Here is a 25,531-nt window from a genome sequence, read left to right on the forward strand (position 1 = left end):
TCGAAAGGCGTCTAGTGCGAGCCGAGCGTGGCGTTGGGATTGGGCGTCCGACGCTCGTCGGAGATGATGATGCCGTCCTCGATCTTGATGACCCGGTCGGCCCACTCCTCAAGGCGCGGGTCGTGGGTCACGCAGATGACGGCGGCGCCGTGTTCGGTGGCGGCACGGCGGAGCAGGCGGATGACCACCTGGCCGTTCTCGCCGTCCAGGGCGGATGTGGGTTCGTCGGCAAACAGGATCTGCGGATCCTTGGCCAGGGCCCGGGCGATGGCGACCCGCTGCTTTTCCCCACCGGACAGGGCGGACGGGCGCTGGTGCAGCCGCTTGCCCAGACCGACTTCCTCCAGCGCCAGGGTGGCTCGCTTCCTGGCCTGACCGGGCGTCAGGCCCTGGAATTTCAGGACGACCTCGACCTGCTGCAGCGCGGTCAGGGCGGGGAACAGGTTGAAACCCTGGAAGATGAAGCCGCAGTGATCCAGTCGGAACCTGTCGATCCTGCCCGACGACAGCTTCCACAGATCGTCGACGTCCAGGGTATCGACCCGGCCCTGCTCCGGACGCAGCAGGCCGCTGAGGGCCGCGATCAGGGTGGACTTGCCGGAGCCGGACGGGCCCATGACCATGGTCAGGTCGCCGTGCCGCGCGTCGAAATCGACGCCTTTCAGCACCTCTACGAAGGCTTTGCCCGACTTGAAGCGCTTGACCAGACCCCTGGCCTCGATCGCATAGTCGCCATGCTTGCCGTGGGCGGTGGTGTGGATGACAGGCTTGGGGTCGGGCGTGAAATCCATCATCGTAGCAGATCCGCCGGCTGGCTATTCTTCAGGACGCCGAGCGACAGCAGGCCCGACACCATCGCGATGGTTATAAGCCCGCCGCCGACCATGATCAGGGCGAAGGGTTGAAGGGCGATAAGCACGCCTTGCGAAGCAGCGAAAAGGGCCACCAGCCAGGTCAGGCCGATCGCGGCTGCGACGCCGACCACGCCGACCCAGAAACTCAGCTCAACCACGATCCGGCGTAGCGAGCCCATGCCGACGCCCAGCGCCCGCAGCGATGCGAACTCCTTGATATTGGCCATGATGGCCCCGCGCAGGGTCTGCCAGGTGATGGCGACACCGATGATGATGCCGACGAAGGTGACCCCGCCCAGGATGATGATCAGCGGCCCCTCTTCGAACATGGCGCTCTGATTGGCATCGGCCAGGGCCTGACGGGTCCAGGCCCTCCACTGCCCGTTGCCCATCTGGTTCAGCTGCGCGGCGACGATGGCGGCACGCGAGGGATCGCGCAGCTTGATCATAAGGGGGCCGACGCGCGGACCGGTGTCGGCCTGACCGACCATACGCAGGGTGTCGCGCGACATCACGACGGTGGACTGCATCATGTTGGGATAGCCGCGCAGGATGGCCGCGACCGTCACCGTCTGGCCATTGTACAGCGCCTTGTCGCCCAGCTTGACGCCCAGCGCCTTCAGCGCGGTTTCGTCGATGGCGACGGTGTAGGGCTGGCGCAGGGCCTCGACCAGCTCGGGCGAATAGTCGGTGGGGATGGTCACCGCACCGGGCGTCGTGTCGATGATCGAGGCCTGGACGAAGTTCAGCTTCGGGGCATTTTCGCGCGCACGGTCGGCGGCCGACTTGGTTGGGTCGACGTCCTTGATCGACTGGAAGCTGCCGCCTGCACCGTCGAGGGGCTGTACCTCCACAACCTCGGGATGGTTGTAGGCCAGGGGGATGAAGCGGCGCGGCACGCCCGACGGTCCGCCGATCAGCGACTTGGCCCCCGGCTGCATGATGATGACGTCGGCGCTCGACCGCTCGATCGTGGCGGTGAATCCCTTGCCGATGCCGATGAAGACGCCGGCCATGCCCAGAACCAGCAGGCCGGACAGGGCCAGGGCCATGACGGCGGCCATGTAGCGGCGCCACTCGTAGAGCAGCGTTGAAAGCGCGAGCGACATTGTGTCCCGAGAGTCCCTGACTTGCGCCCTGTGTGAGGCCGAGCGCTGTTCGCTCCAAGTTAAATCGGGGTAAGGCAACGGTCGAGATGTGGTCACGCTTGCGGGCGCCACGCGCCGGGGCCTAGCTAATAGCCGAATGACGACAGCCGGCGACCCGGTCGGCGAACGGGAAACGATCCATGAGCCTGCGTATCCTCAGTGCCGCGACCTCTGGCCTCGCCCTGGCCCTCGCCGTCATCGGTTTCCAGCCGACCCCCGCCCGCGCCGAGGAGGGCATGTGGACCTTCGACAACTTCCCGATCGCGCGGGCCAATGCAACGCTGGGCACCTCCATCGACCAGGACTGGCTGGACCGGGTGCGGCTGAGCTCCGTGCGGTTCGGCGGGTGTTCGGCCGGGATCGTGTCAGGCCAGGGTCTGGTCATGACCAACAACCACTGCGTCGCGACCTGTGTGGCCAATCTGTCGACCCAGGCCCGGAACTATGCCGAGACCGGCTTCACGCCCCGCAACCGCGAGGAAGAGGCGAAATGCCCCGGCGGCACGGCCGAGGTCCTGACCGACATCACCGACGTCACCGACCGGATGCACGCGGTCGGTACCGGCCTGACCGGCCAGGCCTTTACCCAGGCGCGCGACGCCGAGGCAGGCCGGATCGAGCAGGAGGCCTGCGGCGCGGCGACCGACAAACGGTGTCAGGTCGTCAGCCTGTACCGGGGCGGTCAGTTCAAGCTCTACACCTACAAGAAATACACCGACGTCCGTCTGGCCTTCGCGCCCGAGGATCGCGCCGCAACCTTTGGCGGCGACCTGGACAATTTCAGCTTCCCGCGCTTCGCCATCGATGCGGCCTTCATCCGGCTGTACGAGAACGATGCCCCGGCCCGGACCCCCATCCATTTCGCCTGGAATGCCGACAAGCCGGTCGAGGGCACGCCTGTGTTCGTCTCGGGCTCGCCCGGCGCGACCCAGCGGCTGCTGACCATGGACCAGCTGGCGACGGTGCGCGACGTGGTCCTGCCGATGGATCAGCTGATCGCGTCGGAGCTGCGCGGGCGGCTGATCCGGTTCAGCGAGGAGAGCGAGGAGAACGCCTTCATCGCCATGGACCCGATCGTCGGGCTGGAGAACACCTACAAGCGCGGCCTGGGCCGGATGCGGGCGCTGACGGACCCCGCGTTCATGGCGACGCGGGCCGAGAGTGAGGCGGACTTCCGTGATCGTGTCGCGTCCAACCCGGCGCTGACCCAAAGGGCGGCCGATCCCTGGGGTGCCCTGTCCACCGTGCAGCCGGTCGCGCGCGAGCTCTATCCCGCCATGGCCCTGCTGGAAGGCGGCACCGGCATCGGTACGACATCGGTCGCCGGTGGGTCGCAGCTGTTCGCCTGGGCGCGGACGCTGGTGCGGGGTGCTCAGGAGCGGGCGAAGCCTTCCACCGAACGCCTGCCGGAGTATGGCGACGCCCGCCTGTCGTCGGTGCAGTCGGCCCTGTTCGCCGAACGGCCGACCTATCCGGCGCTGGAGCAGCTGCGGATGGAATGGTGGCTGTCCAAGACGCGCGAGTGGCTGACGGTCGATCATCCGGCGGTTCGCGGTCTGCTGGGCCGTGAGTCGCCCGAACAGCTGTCGGCCCGCCTGGTCGAAGGGACGACGCTGGCCGACCCGGCCGTGCGGCGCGCGCTCTGGGAAGGCGGTCTGGCGGCGGTGGAGGCCTCCGACGATCCGATGATCCAGTATCTGCTGTCGATCCAGGACGAGACCCGCGCCATCCGCGCCGACTGGGAAACCCGGGTCCAGGCCCCGACCGACCAGGCGTCCGAGCGGCTGGCCACGGCGCGGTTCGAGGCCTATGGCGACAGCGTCTATCCCGACGCGACCGGCACCCTGCGGCTGACCTACGGCAAGATCGAAGGCTCGGACGTGCCCGGCCAGCGGTGGGGGCCTTTCACCACCTTCGCCGGCCTGTGGGACCGGGCGACGGGGGCCGCGCCGTTCGATGTCGCGCCGAAACTGCTGGCCGCCAGGGATCGCATCCCGGCCGACACCGTGCTGGACATGACTGTGTCGTCCGACACCATCGGCGGTTCGTCCGGGTCACCGGTGGTCAATGCGGCGGGCGAGATGGTGGGGGCGAACTTCGACTCCACTGTCCTGACCCAGCGGAATGCCTATGGCTATGACCGCAACGTCAATCGCAGTGTGATCGTGACCACCGGCGCGGTCACCGTGGCGCTGCGCGACGTCTATGACATGGGTCGTCTGGTCGAGGAGCTGGGCGCGCGTTGAGCGGACCGACGACCCGGATTGCGACCCTCGACGACCTGCCGGCCCTGCACCGGCTGATCGAGCGCGCCTATCGCGGCGAGACGGCCAAGGTGGGCTGGACCAATGAGGCCGATCTGCTGGACGGCCAGCGCACCGATGTCGAGGAACTGACCGAAATCCTGACCGACCCGGCGCGCATCATGCTGCTGGCCGAGGCTGAAGGCGCAGTGGTCGCCTGTCTCCAGCTGGTGGATGAGGGCGGCGGTACGGCCTATCTCGGCATGCTGTCGGTGGAGCCCGAGTTGCAGGCGGGGGGGCTTGGCCGCCTCATGATCGCAGCAGCCGAAGCGGAGGCCGTCGCCCGTTTCGGCGCGGCCACCATGCGCATGACCGTCATCCGCCAGCGCCCTGAACTGATCGCCTGGTACGAACGCCGGGGCTATGTCCGGACCGGCGAGACCGAGCCCTTTCCATTGAGCGACGAACGCTTCGGTCTGCCGAGGCGGCAGGATCTGGAGTTCGTGGTGCTGGCGAAGGGGCTTTAATCCTTCTCCGCCAGAGACCGCCGCGCCGTCTCGAAATACTGCCAGCCGGTCCAGACGGTAGCGATGGCGGCGAACCAGATCAGGCTGTCGGCGACCAGCTGGAACTCGTCCAGATACTCGAAGTCGAGGCCGAAGCTGTCCCAGTTGCGGGCGAACAGCTGGCAGCCCAGGGCGACCAGCTGGACCGTGGTCTTCCATTTGGCCAGCAGGGTGACTTCCAGCTTGACCCTGCCTGCCATGGATTCGCGCAGGGCCGACACCGCGAATTCCCGGAACAGGATCAGACCGCAGGGAATGGCGATCTGGGGCACCGATCCGGAGGTCAGGACGCCCAGGATGGCCCCGGTGACCAGCACCTTGTCGGCTATGGGGTCCAGGATCGCGCCCCAGCGCGTCTCCGCATGCCAGCGCCGCGCCAGATAGCCGTCGATCCAGTCGGTCGAGGCGGCGACGACGAAGATGTAGAAGGCCACGCGGTACAGGCCGAACTGGTCCTCGGGGCTCAGATAGGCCGACAGCGGGCCGAAGCCCCCCGTCGCTCCCGCCAGGATCAGGAACATCACGACCCCTGCCGCCAGTCGAAGGCCGGTCAGGATGTTGGGGATCGGATTGGCGTGGTGGGTGTGGGTCATGGGGCGCTCCGATACCTCAAACGCGATCTGCCATGCTTTGCGCTCCGAAGCGAGACGTCTGAGTTCGCAGACCTAGCCCAAGGCCTCGAACCGACCCGGCCCCTCAAGGGACCGCAGGACCCCGTCGGCGATGCCGAAATGAAGACCGCTCAGGGCCAGGGTTCCCGCAGCCTCGCGTTCGGCGATCCACGGAAAGGTGCGCAGGTTTTGCAGGGACAGGCGCACGACGGCTTCCTCTGAGGCCTGCTCGATCTCGGCCGGATCGACGGCCTCGGCGACCTGACTGACGACGGGTGTGCCTTGCGCGATCCAGGGCGCGACGAAGTCCCTGACGCTGTCCGGCGCACCGTCGCGCATGGCGGCCACGCCGCCGCAATGGGCGTGGCCCATGACGACGATCCGGCCGACGTTCAGCATCTTGACCCCGAACTCCAGCGCCGCCGACACGCCGTGCAGCTGGCCGTCCGGCTCATAGGGCGGGACCAGGTTGGCGACATTCCTGACCACGAACAACTGCCCCGGGGCGGCGTCGAAGATCAGGGCCGGATCGGCGCGGCTGTCCGAACAGGCCACGATCAATGTGTGCGGGGTCTGGCCATCGGCGGCGAGCGCCTCGTATTCGGCCCTGGCAGCAGGCCAGGTCTCCGCCCGGAAGCGGCGGTAGCCGGAGATCAGGGGGTCGGCGGAATCGTCGGACATGGCGAGGGTATAGGCAATCCACGTCGGGCTGGGGAGGGGCAGGGTGCAGCCCTCAGCCTTGCGGCCGCCGCCTTGCATCGATCAGCACCGCCTGCTGCCAGCGGCCGGGGGCCTTGTCGGTTCGGTGGATGCAGCCGGCCCAGCAACACGGCCGCCCCTTGCCTTCGCGCAGTTCCTCGAGGGTCCGCCCGATGCGGCGCTCGCGTGTCTTCGGCTGTTTTGCGTCTTCCACCCAGCAGATGAACTCGTTCCGCCCCAATGGCGTCAGCCCTTGCCACCGGGCGAAGACCTCCGGGTCCGATCGCAGGGCCGATTCAAGATCCGGACCGACGCGATGCACGGTGCCCTGGGCAAGATCGCTCATTGAGAACCCCCGTCGAACGGATGTCTGGCGTTGCTCTGGCGCCGTCCGGGAGGGACGCCGGACCCATCGATCAAGGCTGCAGCTCTGGATGACGCTCCAGGACGATGCGGTAGTCATCGGCAACATCGGCATCCAGCAGCAGGGCGCGGGCCGAGTCCTGGCTCGCCTCGGCGTCACCCAGAGCCTTTCGGGCAAGGGCGCGACCGAACAGCGATGACGCCAGGTCGGGCTGGCCTTCCAGCGCCTGATCGTAGGCCGCCCTGGCTTCGGCATAGCGCTCCATCTGCAGAAGGACCATGGCGCGGCTGTCGATGAACCCCGCGACGGGCGCGGCCGCGATGGCGGCGTCACAGTCGGCCAGCGCGGCGTCCAGATCGAAGCCACTGATCGCCTGGGCCCAGCACACATTGTTCAGATTGGTGGGTTCGCCTTCGCCCCGCGCACGCACGAAGGCGAAATCCTCGCGCGCCAATCCGGTCTGGCCCGCCAGGGCCCGGATCTGACCCCGCCAGCTTCTCAGGGTGACGTCATCCGGCTCCTGGGCGAGCGCGCTGTCGAGCGCCGGCAGGATCGCTTCCGGAGCCCCGCGTCGAAGCGCCAGTGTCACGCCCGTGTTCAGGGCGACCCGGTCGCCGGGTGCGTCCTGAAGTCGCTCGTCGATCAGGGTGCGAACCTCCCCATCGCGCTCGAGGCGCATCAGTGACCTCAGCTCTCCGGCCGCACCGGAATTGCTGTCAGGTGCCGCGAGCTTGAGGGCGCGATAGTCGTCCAGTGCCCGCTCCGTCCGGCCGAGCTGATAGTAGGCCAGTGCGCGGCCCCAAAGCGCGTTGACATCGCCGGGGTCGAGCCGCAGGGCCACGGCATAGCTCACGACCGCGTCGGCGGGGCGACCGTCGCGAAGGGCCGTCCAGGCCTGCCCCTTCAATGCGTCGCTGTCGGCAGGGTCCAGATCGACCGCGTGATCGTAATCCGCCCGGGCACCCTCCAGATTGTCGTCGCTCAGATACGCGTTCCCGCGGGCCAGACGCGCCTTCAGATTGTCGGGTTCGCGCGCGACGGCCGCATCGAGCAATGCCAGCGCACCGGTCGCGTCGTCGTTCTCGCTCAGGGCCTTGGCCCGCTCCAGCAGGGCATCGACATCGTCGTCCGCCGGATCGATGCGGGCGAGATCGGCGGTCGTGCCGCGATAGTCGGCCGGTGCACGAATGCGGGCTCCGGCATCGTCGTCGGCCTCGCTTCGGGTCCGCGCGGTTTCCATGTCCCGGGCACTGATTTCGGGCACCAGGCTGAGGCTTGTGGCCACGACATCGGCGACGCCGTCAACGATCCGGCCCGAACGCTGCTGGCGGAAGCCGCCGACTTCGACAGTCAGGTCCGCCCCCTCCAGACGAAAGCCCTCGCCACCGTTGGGCAGAATGACGCGCGTACGCTGCCGCACGTAGTACGGATAGGCCAGCGCATAAGGTTCATCCTTGAAGCCGGCGAGCAGACCGACCCGTTCATCCTGATGCGGGGTGGTGAAGGACGATTCGGACAGCGACAGAACGCGACCTCCCGATCCCGAGAGCCAGGCCATCCTTGTCGTGCCGGTCAGGATCAGGTGAAAGGTGTGCGTCGCTTCATCGTAACGCGTCTCGACGCCCTCGAACTCCATGTTTTTGCTTTCGGCCAGGGAGGCGGCGAAACTGGTGCGAAGCTGTTCGGGTGTGACCGAGGCCAGACGCTCGCGGTATGTGGTTGCCGTGTCGCCGGTATAGGCCATGTCCATCTCGAACCTTCCGGCTGCGTCCAGACCTGCAGAGGCATCGATCGTGGCCGTAATGTCGGTCGAGGGCACGATCGCGGGGGGGACGTCGATCCGCTCCAGCGTCGAACCCTGGGCGCGAACGGGCAGGGCCCAGTGAAAGAGGGGCGGCGGGATCAGCGCCAGGTCGCGATCGCCGGTCTTCGTGCCATCCAGCCAATAGACCCGACCGTCGATGGTCGCCCGGACGATGATGTGGTCGAACCACCCCATCAAGGGTAGCCGCTGATCGAGGCCGGCACCGTAGGACGTGGCGACCAGGGCAGGCTCACCCTCGATCCCGAGGCCGTGAAGCAGGGCGAGAAGCAGCGAGGTCTTGCCCTTGCAGTCGCCATAACGGCTCAGCCACACCGCGTCTGCCGATGCGGGGACATAGCCGCCTTCGCCCATCGAAAGGGCGACGTAGCGGATATCATCCTGAACCAGTCTCAGCGCGGCCGCGGCCCGATCCCCGGGTGTCGCGTAGGCCGTGCGAATGCGCTCGATCTCGGCCAGCAGGGGAGAGTCGGGATCAAGGGTCGTCGCCCGATCGTAGAGGGGGGCGACCAGAGCCGCCGTCGCCGACCAGTCGGCCAGGTCCGTGATTTCGATCGCATCATCGAGATAGTAGCGAGATGGCAGATTGTCGGGCAGGCGGGCCGGCTGCACATCGGTCCGTTCGACGACCAGTTCCCAGCCTTCCTGCGTCCGGCGTGGCTGTGTTTCGGGCCAGTCGGAAGGAAGCCGGACCCGCAGGGCCGCGTCGCCGGGCCAGCTGGCCCGGAACACAGCCCGGTCGATCGGCCAGGCCGAGCTCAGCCCGTCCAGGATTTCCTGGTGCGGGGCCAGCACGCCGCCGTTGTCGCGGATGGTGAACGAGGTTTCGAGAATGTCGCCGACGCGCAGATCGCGCGGTTGCAGGGTGGCGGTCAGACCTCCATCCAGCATTGACAGGCTGAGGTTGTTCTCGCGCCTCAGGATTTCAAAGGATTGACCGTCCAGAACGTCGATCCGCTGATCGCCGCGTTCGATACGGATCGTATGGACCTGAAGCGACTGCCGGGGCGGATACCAGGTCGCCGATACCGTGCTCAGCAGCTCAAGGCCCTGCTGGTTCTGGATGCGCGTGCGCCGACGGATGTAGGTGTCATTGCCATCCGGCGAGAAATGGACCTGGCGATCGATTTCCAGCACCCGGATCGGGGCATCCACGGCTGCCGTTGTCGTGGCTGCATCGGCGACCTGATCGGGCACGACCCAAGCCGGTGCCGACGTGCGTTCGACCTCCTGGGCGAGTGCCGAACCCGCCGTCATCAGAACAAGAGCAACTGCCGCCCACAGGACTTTACGCACCATCCACCCACACCCCCCGGTCCGCAACGAATAGCACGGACAGGATGAATGCCCAGAGGGCCGCTCTCAGGATTTCCGGAAGAAGCCGTGTATCCGTTCGGCGAGGGCACGGTTGATGCCGTCGACCTTTTCCAGATCGACGACGGCGGCACGGCCCACGCCCTTGGCGGAGCCGAAGGCGTGCAGCAGGGCCTTCTTTCGGCCGGGCCCCACACCCTCGATCTCGTCGAGCGGGTTCTTCTTGATGTCCATCGAGCGGCGGGTGCGGTGGGCCCCGTTGGCGAAACGGTGGGCCTCGTCGCGGAGCCGCTGGATATAGTAGAGGGCCGGCGATTTCAGCGGCAGCATGAAGGGCGGCTTGCCGGGGACGAAGAACCGCTCCATCCCCGCGTCCCGATCCGGCCCCTTGGCCACGCCGACCGCCAGAATGTCGTCGAGCCCGAGGTCGGCCAGCACCGCCTGGACCTCGGCCAGCTGCCCGGCACCGCCGTCGATCAGCAGCAGGTCCGGGCGGATGACCTCCTCGACGCCTTCCTCCTCGTCCTTGACCAGACGGCCGAAGCGACGGCGCATGACCTCGCGCATCATGCCGTAGTCGTCGCCCGGGGTGAGGTCGATCCCCTTGATGTTGAACTTGCGATATTGAGACTTCTGGAAGCCCTCGGGCCCGGCGACGATCATGCCGCCGACCGCGTTCGTGCCCTGGATGTGGGCATTGTCATAGACCTCGATCCGCTCGGGGCGGCTCTCCAGCCCGAAGGCCTCGCAGACCTCATCCAGGATTTTGCCCTGGGCCGAACCCTCGGCCATCTTGCGACCCAGCGCCTCGCGGGCGTTGGTGTGGGCATGATCGACGAGGGACCGCTTGTCGCCTCGCATCGGCCGTTCGATCGCGACGACGCGGCGGCCGTCCGCCTCCCGCGCCTTCATCGAAAAGGCCTCTTCCAGCAACTCCTTCTCGAACGGCACGACGCTCGAAAGGATCAGGCGCGGAACCGGCTTGTCCTCGTAGAACTGGCCGAGAAAGGCCGACAGAATCTCGGCGTCGGTGTCGGACTTGTCCACGCGCGGGAAATAGGCCCTGCCGCCCCAGTTCTGGCCCCCGCGATAGAAGAAGACCTGCACGCAGGCCTGGCCACCCTCGCTGAACAGGGCGAAGACGTCGGCCTCGGCCACGCTGTCGGCGCTGACCGAATTCTCCATGGTGATGGCGGACAGGGCGCGGATGCGGTCGCGGACCCGGGCGGCCTGTTCGAAGTCCATGGCCTCGGCCGCCGCGGTCATCTCGTCCGACAGCCGGCCGATGACGGCGCGCGACTTGCCGCGCAGGAACAGCGACGCCTCCTCGACCAGGTCGCCATAGTCCTCCAGCGAGATCAGGCCGGTACACGGGGCCGAGCAGCGCTTGATCTGATGCAGCATGCACGGCCGCGTCCGGGTCTCGTAGACGCTGTCCGAGCAGGACCGCAGCAGGAAGGCCTTCTGCAAGGTGTTCAGCGTCCGGTTCACCGCCCAGGTCGAGGCGAAAGGGCCGAAATAGTCACCCGGCGTCGTGTGCGATCCGCGATGCTTGCGGACCTGCGGGGCGCGGTGGTCCTTGCGGATCATCAGTTCGGCGAACGACTTGTCGTCGCGCAGGACCACGTTGAAGCGGGGCTTCAGCTTCTTGATGAAGTTGGATTCCAGCAGCAGCGCCTCGGTCTCCGACGCCGTGACCACCAGCTCCATCGACCGGGTCAGCGAGACCATCAGGCCGATGCGCTGGGTATGGAACCGCCCCTGGGCATACTGCAGGATGCGCTTCTTGATGGAGCGCGCCTTGCCGACATACAGGCAGGTCCCGTCCTCGCCATACATGCGATAGACGCCCGGCTTGTCCGGCGCGCGCCTGGCCTCGTCGCGGATCAATTCGGCGGCGACAAGCGGCATGGCCGGCGAATCGGGGGCAGGGGTCTCCGGGGTCATCGCCGCCAATATAGGCCTTCGCCCGCCGGAGCGAAGCCTCAGGGCTGCAGTCGACCCTTCGCCTTCTGCGCGGGGAACAGGACGTCCTTGTCAGGCCGGTCGACCTTTGCCCCGGGGCGACAGACGCGGTGCAGGATATGGCGGATGATGTTCAGCCGCGCCGCCTTCTTGTCGTCGGTGGCCACCACCGTCCATTCGGAATGGGGCGCGCCGGTCTCTTCCAGCATCCGGTCCCGGGCCCTGGAATAGTCGCTCCAGCGTTTCTGCGCCTCGGCGTCGAGCGCCGAGACCTTGAATCGCTTCAACGGGTCGGAGGTCCGTTCTTCCAGCCGCTTGGCCTGTTCGTCACGACTGATGTCGAGCCAGAACTTGATCAGGACCATGCCCGATCCGGTCAGCATCCGCTCGAAATGCGGCGCATCGTTCAGGAACTGCTCGTATTGCGCCGGGGTGCAGAACCCCATGACCGGCTCGACGCCCGCGCGGTTGTACCAGGACCTGTTGAACAGGACGATCTCACCGGTGCCCGGCAGATGGGGGGCATAACGCTGGAAATACCACTGGCCGGTCTCGCGCTCGGTCGGCTTGGACAGGGCGACGACCCGGGTCTGGCGGGGTGACAGGTATTCGGTGATCCTCTTGATCGCCCCGTCCTTGCCCGCGGCGTCCCGCCCCTCGAACACGATCAGGACCTTCAGCCCCTGTTCGATGGCCCAGGCCTGGGTCGCGACCAGCTCGACCTGGAGCGCCTCCAGCTGTTCGTCGTAGTCCTTGATCTTGCCCATTGGTCGCTCTCAGTGAGCCTTCACGTTGCGGTTATTTAACTGGCACGTCGAGGGGCGGCGTCAGAAGCTGTCGGTCAACATGCTGAACCGAAGACATCTCCTCGCTGCCACCGGCTCCCTGATCGTGCTGCCGGCCGGGGTCGCGCGCGCCGACGCCGCCGGTTGGGATGCCGCGCTCGATCAGGCGTTCGCGGCCGGTGCCGCCCCGGCGCTGGGCGGCATGGTCGTGGGGCCGCAGGGCGCGATCTGGACCGGCGCGAAGGGGCTGCGACGGGCCAGAGGCACCGACCCGGCGACGGCCGGCGACCGGTGGCATCTGGGCTCCAACACCAAGGCCATGACCGCGGCCGTCTATGGACGGCTGGTGGATCAGGGCCAGGCTCGCTGGGACGCGACCCTGTCGTCGCTGCTGCCGGGCGTCGCCATGGATCCGGCCTGGCGCGATGTGCCGATCACGGCCGTGATGGGCCATGTCGCGGGATTGAGCGATCAGACCGCCATGGGCATGACCTGGCTGATGACGGCGCGGGACGATCCGCGTACCCTGCCGGACAAGCGCCGTGCCCTGGTCGAGGCCTTCCTTGCCGTACCCCCGGCAGGCACGCCCGGCACCTTCGCCTATGCCAACGGCAACTATGTGCTCCTCGGCGCGGTGATCGAGCGCATCACCGGCGAGGCCTGGGAACAGGTGATGGGGAGCGAGCTGTTCCAGCCGCTGGGGATCGAAAGCGGTGGCTTCGGCGCACCGACCGGGGCTCAGCCGTGGGGACACCGTGCCCGTCGGCCGGTCGATCCGGCCGGTCCCGGCTCCGACAATCCCCTCGCCATCGGGCCAGCCGGAACCGCCCACATGACCCTGGCCGACTATGGCCGGTTCCTGAGTGTCTTCCTGAACGACGCGGGCGACTGGCTGTCCGCGGAAAGCCGGGCGCGGCTGATGCGTCCGATGGGCAGCGGGCAGCCGCCCTATGCCGGTGGCTGGATGGTCGTCGAGGGCCAGCCCTGGGCCGACGGCCCGGCCCTGACCCACGATGGGTCCAACACTATGTGGTATGTCTCCGCCTGGGTCGCGCCGGGAACGCAGCGCGCCTTCGTCGCGGTCTCCAATGACGGCGAGGCAGGTCGGGCCGCCTGTCAGGCCCTGATCCCCGGATTGATCCGGGCGACCTGACGGATCGCGTCTGGCGGATCGACCCCGGGTGCCTCATGTTGCGGGGGCATGAAGCGAGACTTCGCCGACTTCTGGAACCTGATGTGGGAGGCGATGCTCGGCGTGTGCGCCGTCTTCGCGCTGCTGAACGCCTTCGCCCCGCCCCAGGACCTGTTCTGGAAGCCGCTGGATCTGGACCGGCCGGTGGGTCAGGCAACGGCGGCCAAGGTCGCCGATTTCGTGGTCGCGCCCGGCGCAGCACCGGAGGAAATCGAGGGCGCGACCGCTGCCTGCATCCAGACCCTGCGCGATGCCGGCGTCGGGGTGCGGCGCGCCGGGGACCGCGACGACGGCGGCTTCTGTCAGGTGCGCGGTGCCGTCACCATCACGGGCGGGGCGGTCACCCCGCTGAAGCCCGGTGGCCTGACCATGCAGTGCCCGCTGGCGGTCCGCTATGTGATCTGGGACCGCCAGACGCTGCAGCCCGCAGCGCGGTCGGTCTATGGCTCGCGCGCCGTGGCGGTGAACAACTACGGCACCTATGCCTGCCGCCGGATCTATGGCTCGACCGACGTCGCCGACCGGCCCAGCGAGCATGCGCGGGCCAATGCCCTGGACGTGGCCTCGATCACCCTGGCGGACGGGCGCACGGTGTCGGTGGAGGCGGACTGGAGCGGCGACGGCCCGCAGGGCGCGGCGGGTTCGGTCTTCCTAAAGCGGCTGCGCGACGGGGCCTGCCGGGTGTTCTCGACCGTCCTGACGCCCGACTACAACGCGGCGCACAGAAACCACCTGCACCTGGACGGCGCCCCCCGGTCGCTCTGCGTGACCGGACCGCGTTAGCCACGCTCGCCTTGACGGCGAATCGTTTCGGGTTGACCGCGCCTTCACTCCGCGAGAAAACAGGCGCGCAATCCGGATTTCGCGTGGGGTCCAAACCTGCGTTTCGCTCCTTCGACTGAACGAGCTGTCCAGATGGGTTGTCGGGCCCCCTCGTAAGGGCGTCCGCCTGGAAAAGCGCGTTTATGGAGACGCAACAATGGCGACCGGTACGGTCAAGTGGTTCAACCCCACGAAAGGCTTCGGCTTCATCCAGCCGGAAAGCGGCGGCGCAGATGTGTTCGTTCACATCACCGCCGTCCAGAAGGCTGGCCTGACGGGCCTCGATGAAAATGCCAAGGTGTCCTACGAGCTGGAATCCCAGCGCGGCAAGACCTCGGCCGTCGATCTGAAGCTGCTCTGATCCTTCCGGGATCGGGGTCGCTGGACGACCATCAGGCGGGCGCGGGACCTTCGGGTGCCGCGCCCGTTTTCGTTCTGGCCCCCATGGCGGCTGACCACTGCGCCAGCACGATCGCGCACAGGACCAGCGCGCCGCCCAGGGCCTGAACTGGAGCCAGGGTCTCGCCGAAGATCAGCCAGCTGAGCCCTGCGGCGACCAGCGGCTGGATCAGAATGGTCACCGCCGTGATCGAGGCCGGCAGACGTCCCAGGGCCCAGGCGACACCGCCCTGGCCCGCCACATGCATCAGCCCCATGGCCACGCAGGCGGCCCAGCCCGCCGCCGTCGCCGGGATCATGTCCTCGCCCAGCAGCAGCGCCACCCCGCCCATCAGCGGCAGCCCGGCCAGCGTCGCCCAGAAGGTGACCCGCAGCGCTCCCGCCGTGGTCCGCGCCTGCTTCACCATCAGGAAATAGCCCGCGTACCAGAACGATACCGTCAGCGAGAGGATGTCGCCCAGGATCGGATGGGTGCCCTGTCCGCCCTCGGCGGCGGCCGCCATGGCAAAGGCCCCCGCCATGGCCAGGGCCAGCGCCAGGAGGAACAGCCGGGCGGGCGTCTCCTTGAAGAACAGCCAGCCGATCAGGGTCACGACGACGGGCGTCAGGTTGCACAGCACCGTGGCATTGGCGACCGAGGTCATGACGATCCCATAGTGCCAGAAGCTGAGGTCCAGCGAAAAGAACAGCCCCGCCAGCAGCATCCATTTCGACGGCCGGGCGATGCCCTCGCCGCCCGGCCGGGACAGGATCAGGACCAGCAGCGGCAAGGCGAACATGAACCGCCAGAACCCTGCCGCCGCCGGGCCGGTCTCGGTCAGCCGAACGAGAATGGGGGCCAGCCCCAGGATGCTGGCGGACACCAGGACGACCAGCAGCGGAATCAATCGGGGGGCGGGCGTCGTCATGCAGGGTCACTAGCGTGTCCCCTCTCCCGCCGGGAGAGGGAAAGCTACACGAACCCCAGCTCCGCCCTCAGCTCTTCCGCCGTCACGCCCGCCTCGCGCAGGGCCATGATCGTTACCGATCCGTCCCGTTTGGCATAGCGTTTTCCGTCCGGGCCCAGCAGGAGGGGGTGGTGGCGATAGACCGGGGTAGGCAGGCCCAGCAGGGCCTGGAGCAGGCGCTGGACCGAGGTCGCGGGGATCAGGTCCTCGCCCCGCACCACATGGGTCACGCCCTGCAGCGCGTCGTCGACGACCGAGGCGATGACATAGCCTGCGCCGATGTCCTTTCGCCCCAGGACCATGTCGCCCAGCGCCTCTGGCCGGGCGGTCCGGGTGCCCGGATCGGCCGTTTCCTCGACCCAGGTCAGGGCTTCGAACCCGCCCAGCCGCGCCCGCGCCGCCGCCAGCGACAGCCGCCAGGCGAAGGGTTGGCCGGCTGCCAGTCGTTCGGCCTCCTCGCCCGGATCCAGCGGTCCCCCGGCAGAGGCATGGGCATCGGCGGGATCGTCGTCATGGGGCGCGACGCCGGCCAGGGCCATCAGCTCCTTTCGCGTCCGGAAGCAGCGATACAGCACGCCCTGACCCCGCAGCCGCTCCAGCGCCGCGTCATAGGCCGCGCGATGATCCGACTGCCGCCGGATCGGGCCTTCCCAGTTGAGGCCCAGCCAGGCCAGGTCCTCCAGCAGGGCGGTCTCATATTCCGGCCGACACCGGGTGAAGTCGGTGTCCTCGATCCGCAGCAGGAACCGTCCGCCCGCCTCCCTTGCAGCCGTCCAGGCCGTCAGGGCCGAATAGGCGTGGCCGCGGTGCAGAAGCCCGGTGGGGGAGGGGGCGAAGCGGGTGACGAAGCTCATTGTCGGGCGCAAGGTTCCGGCGGTTTTCGGCTGCTGTCGTCCGAAGGGGCAGACGCGGGGGTGATCGGAGCGGCGAGATCGTCCAGACTGGGCATGGCCGGACGCTACCGTTCCACGGCCGCGCTTGTCGACAAGGACGTCATGCCCATCACGCCCGACGAATTGGCCGCCGCGCGCGAGACCCTGGCCCGGCTCGACCCGGCCCTGGCCCGCGCCCATGCCCTGACACCGCCGTTTGAATGGCGGGTGCGTCAGGCCGGATTCGTCGGCCTGTTCCGCATGATCGTGGAGCAGCAGGTGTCGGTGGCCTCGGCGGCCTCCGTCTGGGCGCGGCTGCAGGCGGGTCTGGGCGATATCACGCCGGCCAACCTGCTGGCTCACGATCTGGACAGTCTTCGCGGCATGGGCCTGTCGCGGCAGAAGGCGACCTATGGCCAGGGTATGGCAAGGGCCCAGATGGATGGCACCATCGATCTGGAGCATCTGGCCACACTGGACGATGCCTCGGCGATCGAGGCGCTGGTCGCGCTGAAGGGCGTGGGACTCTGGACGGCCGAGGCCTATCTGTTGCTGTGCGAGGGACGGACCGATGTCTTCCCCGGCGGCGACGTGGCCCTGCAGGAGGCCATTAAATGGGCCGACGGCACCGAGACCCGGCCCGATACGAAGGGGGCCTATGCCCGGGCCGAGGTCTGGCGGCCGTGGCGCGGGGTGGCCACCCACCTGCTGTGGGCTTGGTACACCGGCGTGAAGAAGGGCGAGATCGCGCCGGGTGATCCCGCATGACGACCCTGGTCGATCCGACGCTGCTGACACCGGCCCTGGCGCATCCCGAAACGGTGCTGGGCGCGCTCGACTTCGCAGGCGTGGCGGTGTTCGCGGCGACGGGGGCGCTGGCCGCCGCGCGAGAGAAGCATGACCTCGTCACCTTCGGATTCTTCGCCGCCATCACGGGCGTCGGCGGTGGGACCCTGCGCGACCTGCTGATCGACGCACCTGTCTTCTGGGTCCAGGACTGGCGCTATATCGCCGTCTGTCTGGCCAGCGCGGCGGTCGTCTGGATCATCGGGGCCGGGGCCTGGCGGTTTCGGGCGTTGCTGTGGCTGGATGCGATCGGGCTGGGTGCCTATGGCGTTCTGGGCGCGGCCAAGGCCGAGGCGTTCGGCGTCCCGCCGCTGATCTGCATCGTCATGGGGGCGCTGACAGCCTGTTTCGGCGGGATCGTGCGCGACATCCTGGCCGGCCAGCCGTCGATCCTGCTGCGGCGAGAGATCACGGTCTCGGCGGCCCTGCTGGCGGCCACCGTCTACGTCGTGGCGCGGCTTCTCGGGCTGGACAACTGGCCCGCCGCGGCCATCGCGGCACCCGCCGGCTTCCTTCTGCGCGGCGGGGCGTTGATCTGGGGCTGGGCCCAGCCGGGCTTTCCCGGAGGTCTGGTGCGAAAGGGCTAGTCACGAAACCGATGCAAGCCCGTCATGGCGGCGCACACGAATCGGGGATAGGCTGGAGGCACCAGAGAGAAGGAGCGACGTCTTCAGTCCTATTTCCTCGATCCAGTCCGGCGTGAGCGGGAGGGCCTGATGCAGGTGCTCCACAAGCCGCCGTCCGGCTTTCCGGCCCTGGTGCTGAACGCCGATTTTCGCCCGCTGTCCTACTACCCGCTGTCGCTCTGGCCGTGGGAAGAGGCCGTGAAGGCCGTCTATCAGGACCGCGTCGATGTCGTGTCCGTCTACGACAAGGTCGTGCGCAGCCCGTCGATGGAGATGGCGATCCCCAGCGTGATCGCGCTGAAGTCCTACGTCGACCAGAACCGCGCCCCGGCCTTCACCCGCTTCAACGTTTTCCTGCGTGACGGCTTCACCTGCCAGTATTGCGGTGACACCGCAGAGCTGACCTTCGATCACGTCATTCCGCGCAGCCGGGGCGGGCGTACGACCTGGGAAAACATCGTCGCCGCCTGCTCGCCCTGCAATCTGAAGAAGGGTGGCCGCACCCCGCAGCAGGCGCAAATGCCCGTGCGGCGCGCGCCGCATCGACCGAACGCCTATCAGTTGCAGGACGCCGGCCGCCGGTTCCCGCCGCACTATCTGCACCAGAGCTGGCTGGACTACCTGTACTGGGACATCGAGCTGGAGCCCTGAGCGGCGCGATGGCCTTGCGGATCGCGGCCCGTCGCCTAGCTTGACTGTTCGTATCGCGGAGGCCTGTCGATGTCGGAAACCCAGGCGCAATCGCCCACCCGCGAACAGCTATGGGGCCTGCTGCAGGAGGCCGCCGAGGTCGAGCACAATCTGATGTGCTGCTACCTCTATGCCCTGTTCAGCCTGAAGCAGGGCGTGGACGAGGACGTCACAGCGGAGGAACTGGCCGCCATCACGCGCTGGCGCGGTGCCATTCTGGACGTCGCCATCGACGAGATGGCGCACCTGGCCATCGTCACCAACATCCTGTCCAGCCTGGGGGCCCCGCCGCATTTCCTGCGGCCCAACTTCCCGATCGCGCCCGGCTATCATCCCGCCGGCGTCGTGGTGCGGCTGACACCATTCAACATGGAAACGCTCGACCACTTCATCTTCCTGGAACGGCCGGAAGGGTCGGACCTGATCGACGGGGCCGGGTTCGATGCGGGCAGCTACGTACGGCCCACAATCACGGGCCGGTTGATGCCGGCCGCGCGGGATTATGCGACGGTGGGCGAGTTTTATGCCGCCATCTCGGCCCTGTTGACCGCGGCGGTCGAGGAGCGGGGCGAGGCGGCCATCTTCATCGGCGATCCGGCGCACCAGATCGGCCCGGCCGTTCTGTCGATGGCCAATCTGACAGAAGTGCGCTGCCTGAAGACGGCGCTGGCGGCCATCGAGGCGATCGTGGTCCAGGGGGAGGGGTCCGACGCGGACCGAGCCGACTCCCATTTCTATCGGTTCAAGGCCGTGCGCGAGGAATACAGCGCCCTGCTGGCCAAACGGCCCGATTTCCGTCCCGGACGGCCCGCCGCCCACAATCCGGTCATGCGCCGCCCGCCCATTCCGGACGGTCGGGTCTGGGTGGATGCCGAACCGGCGGCGAGCACGCTGGACCTCGGCAACGCCCTGTACAACCACAGCCTTCGGTGCCTGTCCCTGGCCTGGTCCGGGGTGGATGTGGATCGCCAGAGGGCACTCGTGGATGTGGCGATCGGCCTGATGGGACTGGTCAGTCCCGTCGCCTCGCGGCTGACTCAGTTGCCGGCCAACGCCGAACAGGCCGACTGTCACGCGGGCATGAGCTTCGCCACACTGAGGTCCGGGGCCGCGCTCTCGACAGGCCCTTCCGCCTTTCAGGCCCTGGTGGAGCGGCTGGAGGAGATCGGGGCCCGGGCGACGACCCTCGCCTCGAGCGATCCGGCCCTGTCCACCGTCGCCCCGACGGTCGAGCGGTTCGCGGCGACGCTGCGGGGCCTGATAGTGGCCGACGGCGCGGCACCGGTCGCCACAGCGGAGGCCCCGCAGCCGAAGCCCGGCGGCGCCGCACCCGTTCCCATCGCCCAGGCCGACGGGTCGGAGGTGATCGAGGGCGCGACGCTGGACCTGCATTTCTCGGCGACGCGCTGCATCCACGCCCGTCACTGCGTCCTGGGCCAGCCCGGCGTGTTTCAGGCCAATGTGGAGGGGCCGTGGATCCATCCGGACGCTGCCTCGACCGAGGGCCTGGTCACCGTCGCCCACATGTGTCCGTCGGGCGCGATCCAGTATCGGCGCAAGGACGGCGGCGAGGACGAGCCCGCGCCGAAGGTCAACCTGGTGCAACTGCGCGAGAACGGCCCGCTCGGGCTTCGAGCGGACATGGTGCTGGACGGGGAACGGGTCGGATATCGCGCCACCCTGTGCCGGTGCGGCGCGTCGAAGAACAAGCCCTTCTGCGACGGCAGCCATAATGCCATCGCCTTTCAGGCGACGGGCGAGCCGGAGACGCGGCCGTCCCAGCCTCTGGCCGAGCGGGGCGGGATGCTGGTCATCGAGCCCGAGCGCGACGGGCCCCTGGTGGTCAGCGGAAATCTGGAAATCTGCGCCGGGACCGGGCGGACGGTAGATCGCGTGACGCGCGCCAGGCTGTGCCGCTGCGGCGGGTCGGCGACCAAGCCGTTCTGCGACGGGACGCACCGCAGGATCGGGTTCAGCAGCGCCACCTGATCCTGTGCCGCTCCCCGCTTCCGGTGGCCCCAAAACCTGCTAGACCGCGCTCCCGGAACGGAGCGCAGCGCCCGGCGTTGCCCTCTTCGCCCTGCTTTCCAAGGACCTCCATGAAGATCCGCGTCCGCGCTGAACTGGTCTATCGCTTCGATCCGCCGACCGATGCGATCTACAAGATTCAGGTCGCGCACTGGCCGGGTCAGACCGTGATCGAGGAGCGGCTGGTCACCAACCCGCCCCAGGATTTCCACGAGGACGAAGACGCGGACTTCGGTGCCCGAACCCTGCGCGCACGCCTGTCGGGCGAGGTGGCCGTCGCCTATGAGGCGGTTGTCGACAACGGCACCCTGATGGGCCTGCCGCCGGGCGCGACCCAGCACGACTGGAACGACCTGCCGGCCGAGGTCCTGACCTATCTGTGGCCGAGCCGGTACTGCCCGTCTGACCAGTTCGGACGCTTTGCGGAGCGCCAGTTCGGCGACACCTCGGGCGGCGAGCGGGTGCTGGCGATCCTGGGCTGGATCACCGAGAACATCGACTACGAGGCCGGAGTCTCGGATTCGGAGACGACCGCGTCGCGCACCTTCATCGACCGTGCCGGGGTGTGCCGCGACTTTACCCACATGGGCATTACCCTGTGTCGGGCCTCGGGCATTCCGGCGCGCGCCGTCAGCGCCTTCGCCCATCAGCTGAGCCCGCCGGACTTCCACGCCATCTTCGAGGTCTGGCTGTCGAACGGCTGGTGGCTGGTCGATCCGACGGGCCTCGCCCCGATCGAGGGGCTGGTGCGGATCGCCTGCGGTCGCGACGCCGCCGACATCGCCTTCCTGTCCACCCAGGGCACCTGCGAGCTGGTACGCCAGTCCATTACCGCCGTGGCCGAGGATGCCGACGGCCTCAAGGCCGCCTGAGGCCTACCGTCCCGGTCGGGCGCGCCAGGTCTCGATGAAGTCCAGCCGCCGCAGGACCTTGTTGGCGGGGTCGATCAGGACATGGGCTCCGGCCGGGACGGGGATCGACCCTCGCCCGTCGGCCATCGGCACGGTCTGGACCATACCGTCGATCTCGATCTCCACCGGCATGGGGAAGACCCCGCCATCGCCGGTGGTCCATGACAGGGTCAGGGTGTCGCCCTCGCGCGTCGCGGCCAGGTCCGGCAGGGCGGCGTTGTACAGGTAGCCCCGGAAGAACCAGCCATAGTCGCCACCCGTCACCTCGTTGACGATCCGCAGGAAGTCGGGCGTCGAGCGATAGACGGTGGTGAAGTTGCCGGGTGCCGGATCGTGCCGGCCATAGACGAGGGTCGTGATCGCCCGATGGAAGGCCGCATCGCCGATCAGCATCCGCAGCGAGTGGGCGACCAGCGCGCCCTTGAAATAGATGTCGTTGCCCGGCCCGGTTTCGCCCTTGTAGACCTCGTCCTCGCTCTTGAACGTGCCCGAGACGACGGGAAACTGGTTGCGCAGGTCCTGCTGAAGCTTCGCCAGTTCGGTCTGCATGTAGCGATCGCCATGCAGCCAGCGGCCGTACAGTGGCTGCATATAGCTGCCCAGCCCCTCGTGCAGCCACATGTCGTCGGCGTTGGCGTTGGTCAGCTGGTTGCCGAACCACTCGTGCGACAGCTCGTGCTGCAAAAGCCAGTCATAACCGCGGCCATCCAGCCTGTAGCCGTTGCCATAGGCATTGATCGTCTGGTGCTCCATGCCCAGGTGCGGGGTCTCGACCACGCCCATCTTCTCGTCGCCGAAGGGGAAGGGGCCGACGGTGGCCTCGTAGAAGTCCAGCTGCTTGGGAAACTCGGCGAACAGGGCGGCCGCCTGCGCCGGATCGTCGGACTTCAGATACCAGTACTGCATCGGGAAGGTGTTGCCGAAACGGCTGCGATAGTCGGCGCGCAGCTCCACATACGGCCCGATGTTCAGGGCGATCGCATAGGTGTTGGGGTGGGCGGCGGACCAGTTCCAGGTCGTCCAGCCGTCGCCGTGATCCTGAGCGCCCAGGAAACGGCCGTTCGACGGAGCCGACAGGCCGGTCGGCACGGTGATGTGCAGATCGACCCGGCCGGGCTCGGCCAGGGGGCTGTCGATGCAGGGCCACAGCAGATCGCAGCCCTCGCCCTGGATGGCGGTGGCGATCCAGGGTTCGCCCGTTGGCGCGGTGGACCAGACGAAGCCTCCGTCCCACGGCGCATTCGGCGCCACGCGGGGCTTGCCGGCATAGGCGATCCGCAGGGTCGTCGTTTCGCCCGCTGCCAGCGTCCGGGGCAGGGCGACGGTCATGCGGCCCTCGGGGTTGGTCCATTCGGCCGGCTGGCCGTCAACCGACACGGCCGAGACGGTGAACAGGGTGTCCAGTTCGACCACCAGCCGGGCGACGGGGGCGGTCGCGCTGAAGGTCAGCTCGGCGACGGCGTCGATCGCCCTGTCGGCCGGAAGGACCTTGATCGACAGGTCGGCCAGGTCGATGCGCAGGGCTTCCTGTTCCACCGTTCGCGGCTGGTCGGTCCGCAGGGTGAAGGCGGTGGATTCGCGGGGCGGCGTGTCCTGGGCGTTGGCCGAGGTGGCCAGCAAACTCGCGGCAAGAACGGACAGGGCGGCTCGCATCGGGACTCCTCGGAACGGGGGTCGAACCTACGCGGTGTGCCGGAATTGAAAAAGGCCGGTGTTTCCACCGGCCTCTCCCGAAATCGCTAGTCGTCGATAATCAGGCGGCGGCCAGCTCGGCCAGCTTGGCCTTGACCTGACGCTTGATGCGCTGGGCCGCGACCGACAGCTTCTCGTCGTCGGCCTTGACGATGAAGGGATCGAGGCCGCCCTTGAAGTCGAGGGTGCGCAGCGCGGCGTTCGAGATGCGCAGCGTGTAGGTCTGGCCCAGGGCTTCCGACGCCAGCTTGACCTTCTTCAGCGACGGCAGGAACCGGCGCTTGGTCTTCACATTCGAGTGGCTGACCAGATTACCGACCATCGGGCCGATACCGGTGAGTTCGCAACGACGTGACATCGTCAGATCCTTAGGGCACGGCGTCCACTCCGAAGCATGGGGGACGCATGAAACAAATGCGCGCGGGGTGGCTCCCCGCGCGAGAGGGGGCCGTATAGAGGAAGCGATCGCGCGCCGTCAAGGCTGGCAGGCATGAAACCGGGGCTGACGGCGTCGTTCATGCGTCGTTCAATCGCCAAATTCCAATGCTTCAGCTATGCGGGTCCATGCGTCAGCCCTTCGCGACAGCCCGAACGAGAGATCGCCGATGACTCTGCCTCGCTTCGTCCTTCGTACCCTCGCCGTCGCTGCGCCCGCCGTGGCCGGTGTCGTTATGCTGGCCGCGCCGTCGTCGGCCCAGGCCCCGACCAGCGAGGTCCTGCCGGGATACTGGGAATACACGACCAATGCCGTGGGCATCCGCAGCACCGAACAGAAATGCGTGCGCCCCAGCGAGATCAACCGCTTCTTCGGCGGCCTGTCCACGCGCCGCTGGCGCTGCGTGTATCCGACGCGCGAGGTCGGCAACGGCAATGCTCGCTTCGAGGGGACCTGCACCGACCCGCGCGGACGCCGGGTGAACGTCCGCCTGCGCGGCCCCTACCAGGCCGAGAGCTTCCGCTTCTCGGGTGGCGCGCAGCTGGCACGCGGCACACCTTATCTGCCAGCCAGCATCACGGCTCACCGGCTTTCGGCCGTCTGCCCGGCCAACGCCGAATACTTCTAGGCGGCGGCAGCGGCGATGGCCGGATCGGCGGCGGCCTCGGCCAGCAGCCAGTCGCGGAAACGCGCGATCTTGGGCGAGCGCCGCCGGTCCTCTGGCCAGGCGATCCAGTAACCCTTGGACAGGGTGACGGTCCGGGTGAATGGCCGGATCAGCAGACCGGCCGCGATCTCGCGCGCGAACAGGATGGGGGAGCCCAGCGCCACCCCCTGGCCACCCAGGGCCGCCGCCACCTCCAGTCCCTGGATGTCGGCCTGCAGCCGGGATGCGGGTGTCGTCGTCGTCTCGACCCCGGCGCAGGCGAACCAGGCGGCCCATTCCTTTTCATCGCCCACGCGCGGGGCACCGAGCAGGTCGGACGGTGAGGTCAGCCGCAGGTTCGCGCACAGGGCCGGGCTGCACAGGGGGGTGAAGACGCTGGGCATCAGCAGGGCCGATTCCACACCCGGCCAGTCGCCGTCCCCGACGCGCAGGGCGATGTCCACATTCTCACGTGCCAGGTCCATCATGCGCGGACTGGTGTCCAGCCGCACGGCCAGGCCCGGATTGGCCAGCTGGAATGCACCGAGCCGGGGAGCCAGCCACTGGGTCGCCAGGGTGGTCAGGGTGGTGATGGTCAGGACGCCTTGATCCTGCTCGGTCACCTCGGCGAAGGCACGGCGCAGCAAGGTCATGGCCTCGGTCGCCGCACGCGACAGCCGCTCGCCCGGCTCGGTCGGGCGTACCTCGCGGGGCAGGCGGCGGAACAGGCTGATCCCCAGTCGGGTCTCCAGCGCCTTGATCTGCCAGCTGACTGCCGCCTGGGTCATGCCCAGTTCCTCCGCCGCGCGGGTGAAGCTGTTCAGGCGCGCTGCGGCCTCGAACACCCGGATCGAGGACAGCGGCAGGCCGGACAGGGGATCAGACATAAGTTCACCCAGGGCATTGATAGCCTACTACTGGTTTGTCAGGTGCCGCTGTCAAGCCGACAGTCCAATGAGCAAATGTGAATCGGCAGGATCGGCACATGGAAGAATCACATCGGACTCATAAGGAACCTGTATTCGGCTGGCTCAAGGCCGTTCTGGACGAGCT

At 67.9% G+C, this 25,531-nt stretch carries 24 protein-coding genes; 11 read left to right on the top strand and 13 right to left on the bottom strand.

All coding sequences use genetic code 11. The annotated features are described in order from the left end of the window. Positions 1–11: 11 nt before the first annotated feature. Together O3139_RS05225 and O3139_RS05230 are read right to left on the bottom strand one after the other, a co-directional pair. On the bottom strand, positions 12–794 hold the full coding sequence (locus tag O3139_RS05225) for an ABC transporter ATP-binding protein (RefSeq protein WP_269515929.1): 783 nt from the start codon (positions 792–794) through the stop codon (positions 12–14). Beyond that, positions 791–1,963: an ABC transporter permease gene (locus O3139_RS05230; RefSeq protein WP_269515930.1), complete on the bottom strand. Its 1,173-nt coding sequence runs from the start codon at positions 1,961–1,963 to the stop codon at positions 791–793. Before O3139_RS05230 ends, O3139_RS05225 begins: the two co-directional genes overlap by 4 nt. A gap of 179 nt (positions 1,964–2,142) precedes the next feature. On the opposite strand from O3139_RS05230, the gene O3139_RS05235 reads away from it, so the two are divergent. Continuing rightward, positions 2,143–4,248, top strand: coding sequence for a S46 family peptidase (locus O3139_RS05235; protein WP_269515931.1), 2,106 nt, complete (start codon positions 2,143–2,145; stop codon positions 4,246–4,248). Continuing rightward, positions 4,245–4,772, top strand: a complete 528-nt coding sequence (locus tag O3139_RS05240; RefSeq protein WP_269515932.1) for a GNAT family N-acetyltransferase — start codon at positions 4,245–4,247, stop codon at positions 4,770–4,772. The genes O3139_RS05235 and O3139_RS05240 overlap by 4 nt, the downstream gene beginning before the upstream one ends. Here the strand turns inward: O3139_RS05240 and pgsA are convergent. The 6 genes from pgsA to ppk2 all read right to left on the bottom strand — a co-directional run bounded on the left by pgsA (position 4,769) and on the right by ppk2 (position 12,353). Beyond that, complete coding sequence (gene pgsA / locus O3139_RS05245; protein ID WP_269515933.1) at positions 4,769–5,404, bottom strand: CDP-diacylglycerol--glycerol-3-phosphate 3-phosphatidyltransferase; 636 nt, start codon at positions 5,402–5,404, stop codon at positions 4,769–4,771. The two genes, O3139_RS05240 and pgsA, sit on opposite strands and share 4 nt — an antisense overlap. A gap of 72 nt (positions 5,405–5,476) precedes the next feature. Further along, entirely contained in the window at positions 5,477–6,103 is a 627-nt protein-coding gene (locus tag O3139_RS05250) for a carbonic anhydrase (RefSeq protein ID WP_269515934.1), read from the bottom strand. Positions 6,104–6,155: 52 nt separating this feature from the next. Then, a complete protein-coding gene (locus O3139_RS05255; protein ID WP_269515935.1) occupies positions 6,156–6,467 on the bottom strand; it encodes a YdeI/OmpD-associated family protein in 312 nt (103 codons plus the stop codon). Between the two features lie 70 nt (positions 6,468–6,537). Then, positions 6,538–9,606, bottom strand: a complete 3,069-nt coding sequence (locus tag O3139_RS05260; protein ID WP_269515936.1) for a DUF3857 domain-containing protein — start codon at positions 9,604–9,606, stop codon at positions 6,538–6,540. 63 nt (positions 9,607–9,669) lie between these two features. Further along, a complete protein-coding gene (gene uvrC, locus O3139_RS05265; protein WP_269516409.1) occupies positions 9,670–11,568 on the bottom strand; it encodes an excinuclease ABC subunit UvrC in 1,899 nt (632 codons plus the stop codon). A gap of 38 nt (positions 11,569–11,606) precedes the next feature. Then, positions 11,607–12,353 (bottom strand): polyphosphate kinase 2, encoded by a 747-nt coding sequence (gene ppk2, locus O3139_RS05270; protein WP_269515937.1) that lies wholly within the window; start codon positions 12,351–12,353, stop codon positions 11,607–11,609. A gap of 25 nt (positions 12,354–12,378) precedes the next feature. Here ppk2 and O3139_RS05275 point away from each other — a divergent pair, with 25 nt between their 5' ends. The 3 genes from O3139_RS05275 to O3139_RS05285 all read left to right on the top strand — a co-directional run bounded on the left by O3139_RS05275 (position 12,379) and on the right by O3139_RS05285 (position 14,746). Further along, a complete protein-coding gene (locus O3139_RS05275) occupies positions 12,379–13,524 on the top strand; it encodes a serine hydrolase domain-containing protein (protein WP_269515938.1) in 1,146 nt (381 codons plus the stop codon). A 48-nt stretch (positions 13,525–13,572) separates the two neighbouring features. After that, entirely contained in the window at positions 13,573–14,346 is a 774-nt protein-coding gene (locus tag O3139_RS05280; protein WP_269515939.1) for an extensin family protein, read from the top strand. A gap of 196 nt (positions 14,347–14,542) precedes the next feature. Further along, a complete protein-coding gene (locus O3139_RS05285; RefSeq protein WP_077356590.1) occupies positions 14,543–14,746 on the top strand; it encodes a cold-shock protein in 204 nt (67 codons plus the stop codon). A 31-nt stretch (positions 14,747–14,777) separates the two neighbouring features. Here the strand turns inward: O3139_RS05285 and O3139_RS05290 are convergent, their stop codons facing one another. Together O3139_RS05290 and gluQRS are read right to left on the bottom strand one after the other, a co-directional pair. Beyond that, complete coding sequence (locus O3139_RS05290) at positions 14,778–15,692, bottom strand: DMT family transporter (protein ID WP_269515940.1); 915 nt, start codon at positions 15,690–15,692, stop codon at positions 14,778–14,780. Positions 15,693–15,736: 44 nt separating this feature from the next. Next, positions 15,737–16,585: a tRNA glutamyl-Q(34) synthetase GluQRS gene (gene gluQRS, locus O3139_RS05295; protein ID WP_269515941.1), complete on the bottom strand. Its 849-nt coding sequence runs from the start codon at positions 16,583–16,585 to the stop codon at positions 15,737–15,739. Between the two features lie 93 nt (positions 16,586–16,678). Between gluQRS and O3139_RS05300 the strand changes: the two genes are divergently transcribed. The 5 genes from O3139_RS05300 (at position 16,679) to O3139_RS05320 (ending at position 21,665) form a co-directional block, all read left to right on the top strand. Further along, on the top strand, positions 16,679–17,371 hold the full coding sequence (locus O3139_RS05300; protein WP_269515943.1) for a DNA-3-methyladenine glycosylase family protein: 693 nt from the start codon (positions 16,679–16,681) through the stop codon (positions 17,369–17,371). Continuing rightward, complete coding sequence (locus tag O3139_RS05305) at positions 17,368–18,036, top strand: trimeric intracellular cation channel family protein (protein WP_269515945.1); 669 nt, start codon at positions 17,368–17,370, stop codon at positions 18,034–18,036. Before O3139_RS05300 ends, O3139_RS05305 begins: the two co-directional genes overlap by 4 nt. Positions 18,037–18,165: 129 nt before the next feature. After that, positions 18,166–18,726 carry an HNH endonuclease gene (locus O3139_RS05310; RefSeq protein WP_269515946.1) on the top strand — a complete coding sequence of 187 codons (561 nt, stop codon included), beginning with the start codon at positions 18,166–18,168 and terminating at the stop codon, positions 18,724–18,726. Positions 18,727–18,795: 69 nt separating this feature from the next. Next, positions 18,796–20,754, top strand: a complete 1,959-nt coding sequence (locus O3139_RS05315; protein ID WP_269515947.1) for a ferritin-like domain-containing protein — start codon at positions 18,796–18,798, stop codon at positions 20,752–20,754. Positions 20,755–20,864: 110 nt separating this feature from the next. After that, on the top strand, positions 20,865–21,665 hold the full coding sequence (locus O3139_RS05320; RefSeq protein ID WP_269515948.1) for a transglutaminase-like domain-containing protein: 801 nt from the start codon (positions 20,865–20,867) through the stop codon (positions 21,663–21,665). Positions 21,666–21,668: 3 nt separating this feature from the next. On the opposite strand, the gene O3139_RS05325 is transcribed toward O3139_RS05320, so the two are convergent. Together O3139_RS05325 and rpmB are read right to left on the bottom strand one after the other, a co-directional pair. Further along, positions 21,669–23,357, bottom strand: coding sequence for a M1 family metallopeptidase (locus tag O3139_RS05325; RefSeq protein WP_269515949.1), 1,689 nt, complete (start codon positions 23,355–23,357; stop codon positions 21,669–21,671). Positions 23,358–23,457: 100 nt separating this feature from the next. Beyond that, positions 23,458–23,754 carry a 50S ribosomal protein L28 gene (gene rpmB, locus O3139_RS05330; RefSeq protein ID WP_269515950.1) on the bottom strand — a complete coding sequence of 99 codons (297 nt, stop codon included), beginning with the start codon at positions 23,752–23,754 and terminating at the stop codon, positions 23,458–23,460. A 247-nt stretch (positions 23,755–24,001) separates the two neighbouring features. On the opposite strand from rpmB, the gene O3139_RS05335 reads away from it, so the two are divergent. Beyond that, positions 24,002–24,460 (top strand): DUF3617 domain-containing protein, encoded by a 459-nt coding sequence (locus O3139_RS05335; protein ID WP_269515951.1) that lies wholly within the window; start codon positions 24,002–24,004, stop codon positions 24,458–24,460. Here the strand turns inward: O3139_RS05335 and O3139_RS05340 are convergent. Next, positions 24,457–25,365 (bottom strand): LysR substrate-binding domain-containing protein, encoded by a 909-nt coding sequence (locus O3139_RS05340; RefSeq protein ID WP_269515952.1) that lies wholly within the window; start codon positions 25,363–25,365, stop codon positions 24,457–24,459. The genes O3139_RS05335 and O3139_RS05340 overlap by 4 nt on opposite strands. Positions 25,366–25,531: the final 166 nt, after the last annotated feature.

The sequence above is a fragment of the Brevundimonas subvibrioides genome (assembly GCF_027271155.1).
GTDB classification, from domain to species: Bacteria; Pseudomonadota; Alphaproteobacteria; order Caulobacterales; family Caulobacteraceae; genus Brevundimonas; species Brevundimonas subvibrioides_D.